Source organism: Micrococcus sp. APC 4021 (assembly GCF_030407635.1).
In the GTDB taxonomy this organism is placed as follows: Bacteria; Actinomycetota; Actinomycetes; order Actinomycetales; family Micrococcaceae; genus Micrococcus; species Micrococcus luteus.
Genome location: NZ_JASDCZ010000081.1, coordinates 1 through 10,328, shown reverse-complemented (window position 1 = coordinate 10,328; position 10,328 = coordinate 1). Strand labels below are relative to the sequence as shown.

Sequence of the window (10,328 nt, the reverse complement as noted above, 5' to 3'; positions counted from 1 at the left end):
CACCGCGCCCCGCGCCCTCCGCCCACGGCGGACGGCGGGGACACGGCTGGCACTCATGTTGAAGGAGTGCCAGAACCCGGAGTAGAGTGGGCACTGGCACTCGGGGGTACCGGGTGCCAATGCCCGAGGTGGACCGTCCGGCACCGCGACGACGGAGGGTCTGACGCCCGTGGCGCACCCGCAGACCACAGCATCAGCGGTCCGGCGAGCCCGCCGGAGCCGCACGTCGACGAAGAAGGAGTGTGCAGCATGTCTGTCTCCATCAAGCCCCTTGAGGATCGCATCGTTGTCCGCCCCCTGGAGGCCGAGCAGACCACCGCGTCGGGCCTCGTGATCCCGGACACCGCCAAGGAGAAGCCGCAGGAGGGCCAGGTCGTGGCCGTGGGCCCGGGCCGGGTCGCCGAGAACGGCAACCGCGTGCCGGTCGACGTCGCCGAGGGTGACGTGGTGCTGTACTCCAAGTACGGCGGCACCGAGGTCAAGGTCGGCGGCGAGGAGTACCTGGTGCTCTCCGCCCGCGACGTGCTGGCCGTCGTCACCAAGTGACCCCGCCGCGACGGGCCCGGTGAGCGGCGCGCACCGCACCGGTGCGCGCGCCCCGGGCCCCTCGCGTCCCCGCACCCCCTGACTCCCTGAACGAAAGGAGCGTCCGTCATGGCCAAGCAGCTGGCTTTCAACGACGACGCACGCCGCGCCCTCCAGGCCGGCATCGACAAGCTCGCCGACACCGTCAAGGTCACCCTCGGCCCCAAGGGTCGCAACGTGGTGCTCGACAAGGCGTGGGGCGCCCCCACCATCACCAACGACGGCGTCACGATCGCCCGTGAGGTGGAGCTGGAGGACCCGTACGAGAACATGGGCGCCCAGCTCGCCAAGGAGGTCGCCACCAAGACCAACGACATCGCGGGCGACGGCACCACCACCGCCACCGTGCTGGCCCAGGCCCTCGTGAACGAGGGTATGCGCCAGGTCGCCGCCGGCGCCGCGCCGGGCGAGGTCAAGAAGGGCATCGAGGTGGCCGTGGCCGCCGTCGAGCGGCGCCTGCAGGAGAACGCCCGCCCGGTCGAGGGCCAGGAGGTGGCCCACGTGGCCGCCATCTCGGCCCAGAACGACGAGGTCGGCGAGCTGCTGGCCCGCGCGTTCGACACGGTCGGCACCGACGGCGTCATCACCATCGAGGAGTCCTCCACGACCTCCACCGAGCTGGACGTCACCGAGGGCATGCAGTTCGACAAGGGCTTCCTGTCCCCGTACATGGTCACCGACGCCGAGCGTCAGGAGGCCGTGCTCGAGGACGCCTACGTCCTGATCAACTCGGGCAAGATCTCCAACGTGCAGGAGCTGCTGCCCCTGCTGGAGAAGGTCCTGCAGGCCAACAAGCCGCTGTTCGTGATCGCCGAGGACATCGAGGGCGAGGCCCTGTCCACCCTCGTGGTGAACAAGATCCGCGGCACCCTGAACGTCGTGGCCGTCAAGGCCCCGGGCTTCGGCGACCGCCGCAAGGCCATGATGCAGGACATCGCGATCCTCACCGGCGCCCAGGTCGTCTCCCCGGACCTCGGCATGAAGCTCGAGCAGGCCGACCTGGACGTGCTCGGCTCCGCCCGCCGCATCACCGTCACCAAGGACGAGACCACCATCGTCGACGGCGGCGGTGCGGCCGAGGACGTCGAGGCCCGGGTCGCCCAGATCAAGGCCGAGTCCGCCGCGACCGACTCCGACTGGGACCGCGAGAAGCTCCAGGAGCGCCTCGCCAAGCTCTCCGGCGGCATCGGCGTGATCCGCGTGGGCGCCGCCACCGAGGTGGAGCTCAAGGAGCGCAAGCACCGCATCGAGGACGCCGTGTCCTCGACCCGCGCCGCCCTCGAGGAGGGCATCGTGGCCGGCGGCGGCACCGCGCTCATCAACGCGCTGACCGCGCTCGACACCGACGCCGACGTCCAGGCCCTGACCGGCGACGCCGCCGTGGGCGTGGACATCGTCCGCAAGGCCCTGAAGCAGCCCCTGCGCTGGATCGCCCAGAACGCGGGCGAGGACGGCTACGTGGTGGTCTCCAAGGTCGCCGAGCTGGAGCCGAACCACGGCTTCAACGCGAAGACCGGCGTCTACGGCGACCTGATCGCCGACGGCGTGATCGACCCGGTCAAGGTGACGCGCTCCGCGCTGGCCAACGCCACCTCCATCGCGGCCCTCGTGCTGACCACCGAGACCCTCGTGGCGGACAAGCCCGCCGACGAGGACGAGGCCGGCCACCAGCACTGACCACTGCGTCGGCCCTGACGCGGCCGGCCGACGACGACGGCCCCTCGCCCGCCCGGGTGAGGGGCCGTCGTCGTCCGGGCGGGAGACGCCGGCCGTCCGGGGTCTCCTCTATGGTGTGCCCATGGACACACCCACGCCGCCCCGTCCCACCGGGTCCCACACGACCCGAACCCCGGCCCGGCCACGGCTGCGCCGCTTCGTCCGCGAGTTCTCCTATCCGCACGGCATCCACCCGGCCCTCGTGCCGGGCGTGTCCGTGGAGGACCGCCGGGTGCGCTACGGCGTGGACCGGGTGATCCTCGCCGTCGTCGGCCTGCTGGTGGTCGGCTTCGTGGTGTGGGGTGTGCTGCAGCCGGACGCCGTGCTGGCCGTCTCGAGCGCGGCCCTCGACTGGGTGATGGTCCACGCCGGCTGGCTGTTCGTCCTGCTGGCCATCGGGATGGTGGTGTTCCTGCTGGTCCTGGCGTTCTCCCGGTACGGCGAGATCCCGCTGGGCCTGGACGGGGAGAAGCCCGAGTACTCCACGGCGAGCTGGTCGGCCATGCTCTTCGCGGCCGGCATCGGCATCGGCATCATCTTCTTCGGCCCGTACGAGCCGCTGACCTACTACCTGGCCCCGCGCCCGGGGGCGTACGAGGCGGGGAGCGAGGAGGCGGTGACGGGCGCGCTGGCCCAGGCCGCGCTGCACTGGGGCGTGAACGCGTGGGCGATCTACGCGGTCGTCGGCCTGTCGGTCGGCTACGTGTCCTACCGCCGGGGCCGGGTGCCGCTGATGAGCTCGATCATCGCGCCGCTGTTCGGCGACTCCCAGCGCAGCGACTCGGTCGGCGCGCGCCTGATCGACGGGCTCGCGATCATCGCCACACTGTTCGGCACGGCGGCCTCGCTGGGCATCGGCGCCCTCCAGATCGGCCGCGGCGTGGAGATCGTCTCGGGCTGGTCGGCGCCGGGGAACACGGTGGCGCTGGGGATCATCGTGGTGCTCACGATCGGCACCATCTTCTCGGCGGTGTCCGGTGTGGCCCGCGGCATCCGGTGGCTGTCCAACATCAACATGCTGCTCGCCCTCGGCCTGGCGCTGTTCTTCTTCGTCGTCGGCCCGACGGCGTTCCTGCTGAACATCGTGCCCGGCGTCCTGATGGACTACGTCTCCTCCGCCCCGGACGCCCTCGGCGCCTCGATGGCCGAGGGGGAGGACATGCAGGAGTTCCTCTCCAGCTGGACGATCTTCTACTGGGCGTGGTGGGTCAGCTGGGCCCCGTTCGTGGGCGTGTTCATGGCGAAGATCTCGAAGGGCCGGACCATCCGCCAGTACGTCCTCGGCGCCCTGTTCATCCCGGCCGCGGTGATCGTCGGCGCGTTCACGATCATCGGCGGCACCACCATCTGGCTGCAGCGGACGCAGGGCTCCGTGGCGCCGGACGGCACGGCCGCGTCGCTGCCCGCGCCGGCGGAGATCTTCTGGGTGGTCCTGGACCAGCTGCCCGGCGGCGGGCTGGTGGCCCCGGTCGTGATCGTCATGCTGGCGGTCTTCTTCATCACGACGGCGGACTCCGCCTCGATCGTGAACTCGCAGCTCTCGCAGCGCGGCGCCCCGGCCCCGCGCCGCACGATCACGGTGTTCTGGGCACTGTGCATGGCGGGCATCGCCGTCGTGATGCTGCTGACCGGCGGCGACACCGCGCTCACCGGCCTGCAGAACCTCATCACCATCACGGCGCTGCCGTTCACCGTGGTGCTCGTCCTCATGGCGGTCGCGCTCCAGCGCGAACTGGCCAACGACCCCTTCGCGATCCGTGACCGGTACCAGCGGGCCGCCGTCGAGAAGGCGACGGTGCGGGGCCTGGTGGAGTACGGGGACGACTTCGCGTTCACGGTGGAGCGCACCCCGCCGGGCAGCTGGTACGCGGCCGGCGAGGGATTCGACTCCACCGCCGCGGAGATCACCGACTGGTACCGCCGCACGGACGAGGACGGGAACCCCGTGGACTACGACTACGTGCTGGGCGAGTACCTGGACGAGGGGGACGGGGACGGCGCGGACGGGCCCGCCGGAGCGGGCCCGTCCGGTCGCTGACTCAGGCGCGCGGCTCCGAGGTGCCGACGAGCTGGGCGCGGGAGTCGGCGGTCGCGTGGGCGCGGGCCTCGACGATCTCCTCCTCGTCCTCGCCGAAGATGTCGCCGCGCGGGGCGTCGTAGCGGTCCCGGTCGAGGATGCCCTCCTGGGAGGCCACGAGCGCGGGGATGAGGGCCTGGCCGGACACGTTGAGGGCGGTGCGGCCCATGTCCACGATCGGGTCGACAGCCAGGAGCAGGGCCATGCCCTCGAGGGGCAGCCCGGCGGTGGACAGCGTGAGCGTGAGCATCACGGTGGCGCCGGTGGTGCCGGCGGTCGCGGCCGAGCCCAGCACGGACACGAGCGCCACGAGGGCGTACTGGCTCAGGCTCATGTCGATCCCGTAGAACTGGGCGATGAACACGGCGGCCACGGCCGGGTAGATCGCGGCGCAGCCGTCCATCTTGGTGGTGGCGCCCAGCGGGACGGCGAAGGAGGCGTAGCCGGTGGGCACGCCGAAGTTGCGCTCGGCCACCCGCTGGGTGACGGGCAGCGTGCCGAGGGAGGAGCGGGAGACGAAGCCGAGCTGGAACGCCGGCCACACGCCGGTGAAGAACTGCTTGACGGAGAGCCCGTGCAGGCGCGCCAGCACCGGGTACACCACGAGCATCACGAGGGCCAGGCCCACGTAGATCGCCACCACGAACTTGGCCAGCGTGCCCATCGTGGACCAGCCGTACGAGGCCACGGCGTTGCCCAGCAGGCCGATGGTGCCGATCGGGGCCAGGCGGATGATCCACCACAGCAGCTTCTGGATGATCGCGAGCACCGAGCGGGAGAACGTGAGGAACGGGGCGGCCTTCTCGCCGACCTTGAGCGCGGCCACGCCCACGACGATCGCGATCACGAGGATCTGCAGCACGTTGAACGTGGGGGAGGAGGCGAGCGCGCCGTCCTCGCCGGCCGTGGTCTTGACGGTCAGGCCGAGGAAGTTCGCCGGCACCAGGGAGGTCAGGAAGTCGAGCCAGCCGACGTCCTTGGCCTGGTACGACGCCGGCGCGGTCTGGCCGGTGCCCACGCCCGGCTGCAGCACGACGCCGACGGCGAGGCCGATGAGCACCGCGATCAGGCTCGTGATGGCGAACCAGAGCAGGGTCTTGGCGGCCAGGCGGGCCGCGTTGGTCACCTGGGCCAGGTTGGCGATGGAGGCGACGACGGCGAAGAAGACCAGCGGGACGACCGTGGCCTTCAGCAGGCTGATGTAGATGCTGCCGACGGTGGCCAGCGTCTCGCCGAGCCAGGTCGGGTGCTCGGAGGTGTGCCCCGTCGCGCGGGCGATCAGGCCCAGGACGAGGCCGAGGACGAGGGCGGCGGCGATCTGCCAGCCGAAGTTCGACGTCCAGGCGGGAAGCCGGCGTCGGGGCGCCGGTGCGGGGGAGGACTGTGCGGTGCTCATCCGGGGAGGTTAGGCGCTCCAATACCACGACGTCGAAACGGATTGCGCCATGTGACGTCGTGGTGACGCCCGTCTCGCCCTCGCGTGGCCCGGCGCGAGGGCCCTGTGACGTGGCCCGCACCCGGGTCGCCGGTTTGACCCCCGGGCATAGAATCGCGGAAACACCCGTCCCGAAAGGCGCCTTCGTGACCAACACCAGCACCGGTCCCAGCCCCGAGCCCGTCCACTCCTCCTCGGATCCCTTCGGCTTCTTCGGCCTCACCTATGACGACGTCCTGCTGCTGCCCAACGCCACCGACGTGATCCCCGCGGACGCGGACACGGGCACCCGGCTGACCCGCAACATCCGCTTGAACATCCCCATCGTCTCCGCGGCGATGGACACCGTGACGGAGGCCCCGCTGGCCATCGCCATGGCCCGCCAGGGCGGCATGGGCATCATCCACCGCAACCTGTCCATCGAGGACCAGGCCCGCCACGTGGACACCGTGAAGCGCTCCGAGTCGGGGATGATCAAGGACCCCGTGACCATCGGCCCCGACGCCACGCTCGCGGACCTGGACGAGCTGTGCGCCCAGTACCGCGTCTCGGGCCTGCCGGTGGTGGCCGAGGACATGACGCTGCTGGGCATCATCACCAACCGCGACACCCGCTTCATCCCGCGCGAGGAGTGGGCCACCCGCACGGTGGACACCGCCATGACCCGCATGCCGCTGGTCACCGCGCAGGAGGGCATCTCGCGCGCCGAGACCATCCGCCTGTTCTCCCAGAACCGCGTGGAGAAGCTGCCGCTCGTGGACGATGCGGGCCGCCTGACCGGCCTGATCACCATCAAGGACTTCGACAAGGCGGAGCAGTACCCGGACGCCGCGAAGGACGACGAGGGCCGGCTGCTCGTCGGCGGCGCCGTCGGCTTCTTCGGCGACGGCTGGGAGCGCGCCATGGCGCTCGTCGAGGCGGGTGTGGACGCCCTCGTGGTGGACACCGCGAACGGCCATACGCACGGCGTGCTGGACATGATCGCGCGCCTGAAGAAGGAGAAGGCGGCCGCGCACGTCGATGTCATCGGCGGTCAGGCCGCGACCTACGCGGGCGCCAAGGCGATCGTCGACGCCGGCGCGGACGCCGTGAAGGTGGGCGTGGGCCCGGGCTCGATCTGCACGACCCGTGTGGTGGCCGGCGTCGGCGTCCCGCAGATCACCGCCATCTACGAGGCGGCCAAGGCCACGCGCCCCGCGGGCGTCCCGCTGATCGCCGACGGCGGCCTGCAGCACTCCGGTGACATCGGCAAGGCCCTCGTGGCCGGCGCCGACTCGGTGATGCTCGGCTCCCTGCTGGCCGGCACCGCCGAGTCCCCGGGCGACCTCGTGTTCTACCAGGGCAAGCAGTTCAAGACCTACCGCGGCATGGGCTCCCTGGGCGCCATGCAGACCCGCAACGGCACGCGCTCCTTCTCCAAGGACCGCTACTTCCAGGCGGACGTGCCGGACGAGGACAAGCTGATCCCCGAGGGCATCGAGGGCCAGGTGCCCTTCCGCGGGCCGGTCGCCTCGGTGGTCCACCAGCTCGTGGGCGGCCTGCGCCAGACGATGTTCTACACGGGCGCGTCCACGGTGGCCGATCTCAAGGAGAACGGCCGCTTCGTGCGCATCACCGCGGCGGGCCTGAAGGAGTCCCACCCGCACGACATCATGATGACCGTCGAGGCCCCGAACTACCGTTCGCGCTGACCCGCACGTCGGGTCCGGGGGAGCCCCCGGACGGGGCGGCGCCGACGACACGGTCGGCGCCGCCCCGCGGCGCCTGGGCTAGGCTGGCCCGGTGACGAACCAGATTGAGATCGGCCGCGGCAAGCGCGGCCGCCGGGCCTTCTCCCTCGACGACGTGTCCGTGGTGCCCGCGCGGCGCACCCGGGATCCCCAGGACGTCAGCCTCACGTGGCGCATCGACGCCTACACGTTCGACATGCCCGTGATCGGTGCGCCCATGGACTCCGTGATGAGCCCGGAGACCGCCATCGCGATGGGGCGGCTGGGCGGTCTCGGCGTCCTCAACCTCGAGGGCCTGTGGACCCGCCACGAGGACCCGCGCCCGCTGCTCGAGGAGATCGCCGCCCTCGAGGCCGGCCCGGCCGGGACCGAGGCCACCCGCAAGCTGCAGGAGGCCTACGCGGCCCCCATCCGCTCCGATCTGATCACCGAGCGCCTCGCGCAGATCCGCGAGGCCGGCGTCGTCGTCGCGGGCTCGCTGACCCCGCAGAACACGCAGGAGTTCTACCGCACCGTCGTGGCGGCGGGCGTGGACCTGTTCGTCATCCGCGGCACCACCGTCTCGGCCGAGCACGTCTCCTCCACCCAGGAGCCGCTGGACCTCAAGCAGTTCATCTACGAGCTGGACGTGCCCGTGATCGTGGGCGGGGCGGCCGGCTACACGCCGGCCCTGCACCTGATGCGCACCGGCGCGGCCGGCGTGCTCGTCGGCTTCGGCGGCGGCGCGTCCACCACCACGCGCCGCGCCATGGGCATCCGCGTGCCGATGGCCACGGCCATCTCGGACATCGCCGAGGCGCGCCGCGACTACATGGACGAGACCGGCGGCCGCTACGTGCACGTGATCGCCGACGGCGGCGTCTCCACCTCGGGGGAGATCGTCAAGGCGATCGCCATGGGCGCGGACGCGGTCGTCCTGGGCGCCGCCCTGGCCCGCGCCACCGACGCCCCCGGCGGCGGCTGGCACTGGGGCCTCGAGGCCGCCCACCCGGAGCTGCCGCGCGGGCACCGCACCCACGTGGGCCAGGTGGCTCCGCTCGAGGAGGTCCTGTGGGGTCCCGGCCGCCACGCGGACGGCACGTCCAACCTGATGGGCGGTCTGAAGCGTGCCATGGCCACCTGCGGCTACACCGAGCTCAAGGACTTCCAGAAGGTGGAGGTCCTCGTGACCCCCACCCAGGCCGTCTGATCCCCGCCGCCGCATGGCGGCACCCCGACCGGAAGAGTTGATACGGCGTGCTACGCACCGCCCTCAAGCCCGTCTGGCTGGCCACCCTGGTGCTGGCCCTCGTGGCGGCCGCGGTCTTCGTGGCGCTGTCCAAGTGGCAGTTCGAGTCCGCGGAGACGAATGCGCCGCCGCCGCGCACCCAGACCGAGAACGCCGTGCCGTTCCTGGAGCACGTGCGCCCCTACGAGGCCCTGCTGGGCTCGCAGGCCGACCAGGTGGTCACGGTCGAGGGGGAGTTCGTGCCCGGCACGGACGTCCTGGTCGGCCCGCGCCTGCTGAACGGCCGCGACGGCTACTGGACGGTCACGGCCCTGCGGGTGGCCGGCGCCCCGGACGGCGAGGTCGTCCCGGTGGTCCGCGGTTGGTCGGCCGACGCCGACGTCGTGGACCCCGCGCCCGCCGGGCAGGTCACCGTCACCGGGCGCCTGCTGCCCCCGGACGGGCCGCTGCCGCGTGAGGCCGCGGCCGAGGACACCGCCGACCGGCTCCTGTACCGCAGCCTGGCCCCGGCCCAGCTGGTGAACGTGTGGGACGAGCCGTCCTACGCGGCGTTCGTGGCGGCGTTCGAGATGGTCGACGCCGCGGGCGCCGAGACGGGCGCGGCCGGCCCCGGCGGGCTCGAGCCGGTGTGGGTGGCCCCGCAGCCGGAGGAGACCCAGATCATCTGGCTCAACGTCTTCTACGCCGTGGAGTGGATGCTCTTCGCCGGCTTCGCCCTGTTCCTGTGGTGGCGGTTCGTCCGCGACGACCACGTCCGGGACGAGCACGAGCGCCGGCTCGACGAGGAGTGGGCCGCACAGTGGCGCGCCGAGGAGCTCGAGCGGCGTCGGGCGGCCGCGCGCGAGGCCAAGGAGCGGGCCTTCGCGGCGCAGGCCGCGGCGCACCCACGCCAGGACCAGGACGACGACGGGGCCGCGCGCCCCGACCCCCGCGACCCGGGCCCCCGTGGGCCCCGAGAGGAGCAGAGCCGATGAGCACCCAGCACCCCGGCCCCCAGCCGGTGGACCCGGCGAGCCTGCCGGATCCCGAGGACATCACCGAGGCCGACCTGCCCGAGCCGCCCCCGCGGCCGGGCCGGGAGCAGCGCCGTTTCGCCGGCACCCAGCAGCAGATCCGCTCCGCCACCCGCCTCTACGTGGTGTGCGCGTGGATCACCGGCATCATGCTCCTGCTGCTCGTGGCGGAGATGGTGCTGAAGTACGGCATGCACGTGGAGCTCTACGCGGGCGGCACCACCCTGGACGGGGACGCCAACGGCCTGGGGCTGCACCCCACGGACAGCGTGACCGGGGGAGTGAACCTGTCCCTGTTCATCCTCATCGCCCACGGCTGGATGTACGTGGTGTACCTGCTCGCCTCGTTCCGCCTGTGGTCCCTGATGCGCTGGGAGCCGCTGCGCCTGCTGGCGATGGCCGGCGGCGGCGTCGTGCCGTTCCTGTCCTTCGTGGTGGAGAAGCGCATGACCCGCGTGGTCCGGGACGAGCTGCACCGCTTCCCGGACGCCGCGCGGCGGTACTGAGCGCCTCGACTATCCTGGACGGGTGACGCAGAACGCCC

Annotated in this window: 8 protein-coding genes; 7 read left to right on the top strand and 1 reads right to left on the bottom strand. The window is 72.0% G+C overall.

The window, feature by feature from the left end; genetic code table 11:
- Nucleotides 1–249: 249 nt before the first annotated feature.
- The 3 genes from groES (at nucleotide 250) to QL983_RS08035 (ending at nucleotide 4,339) form a co-directional block, all read left to right on the top strand.
- Nucleotides 250–546: a co-chaperone GroES gene (gene groES, locus QL983_RS08045; protein WP_002857590.1), complete on the top strand. Its 297-nt coding sequence runs from the start codon at nucleotides 250–252 to the stop codon at nucleotides 544–546.
- Between the two features lie 108 nt (nucleotides 547–654).
- Nucleotides 655–2,262 (top strand): chaperonin GroEL, encoded by a 1,608-nt coding sequence (gene groL, locus QL983_RS08040; RefSeq protein ID WP_036317602.1) that lies wholly within the window; start codon nucleotides 655–657, stop codon nucleotides 2,260–2,262.
- Nucleotides 2,263–2,383: 121 nt separating this feature from the next.
- Nucleotides 2,384–4,339, top strand: a complete 1,956-nt coding sequence (locus QL983_RS08035; RefSeq protein ID WP_080695922.1) for a BCCT family transporter — start codon at nucleotides 2,384–2,386, stop codon at nucleotides 4,337–4,339.
- Between the two features lies 1 nt (nucleotide 4,340).
- On the opposite strand, the gene QL983_RS08030 is transcribed toward QL983_RS08035, so the two are convergent.
- Nucleotides 4,341–5,774: a dicarboxylate/amino acid:cation symporter gene (locus tag QL983_RS08030; protein WP_036317604.1), complete on the bottom strand. Its 1,434-nt coding sequence runs from the start codon at nucleotides 5,772–5,774 to the stop codon at nucleotides 4,341–4,343.
- Between the two features lie 185 nt (nucleotides 5,775–5,959).
- On the opposite strand from QL983_RS08030, the gene guaB reads away from it, so the two are divergent.
- The 4 genes from guaB (at nucleotide 5,960) to QL983_RS08010 (ending at nucleotide 10,290) form a co-directional block, all read left to right on the top strand.
- Nucleotides 5,960–7,504: an IMP dehydrogenase gene (gene guaB, locus QL983_RS08025; RefSeq protein ID WP_144860247.1), complete on the top strand. Its 1,545-nt coding sequence runs from the start codon at nucleotides 5,960–5,962 to the stop codon at nucleotides 7,502–7,504.
- 91 nt (nucleotides 7,505–7,595) lie between these two features.
- Nucleotides 7,596–8,732 carry a GuaB3 family IMP dehydrogenase-related protein gene (locus QL983_RS08020; RefSeq protein ID WP_136940245.1) on the top strand — a complete coding sequence of 379 codons (1,137 nt, stop codon included), beginning with the start codon at nucleotides 7,596–7,598 and terminating at the stop codon, nucleotides 8,730–8,732.
- Between the two features lie 47 nt (nucleotides 8,733–8,779).
- Entirely contained in the window at nucleotides 8,780–9,745 is a 966-nt protein-coding gene (locus QL983_RS08015; RefSeq protein ID WP_144879440.1) for an SURF1 family protein, read from the top strand.
- Nucleotides 9,742–10,290, top strand: a complete 549-nt coding sequence (locus QL983_RS08010) for a DUF3817 domain-containing protein (RefSeq protein WP_010080440.1) — start codon at nucleotides 9,742–9,744, stop codon at nucleotides 10,288–10,290. The genes QL983_RS08015 and QL983_RS08010 overlap by 4 nt, the downstream gene beginning before the upstream one ends.
- The last annotated feature ends 38 nt before the right edge of the window (nucleotides 10,291–10,328 follow it).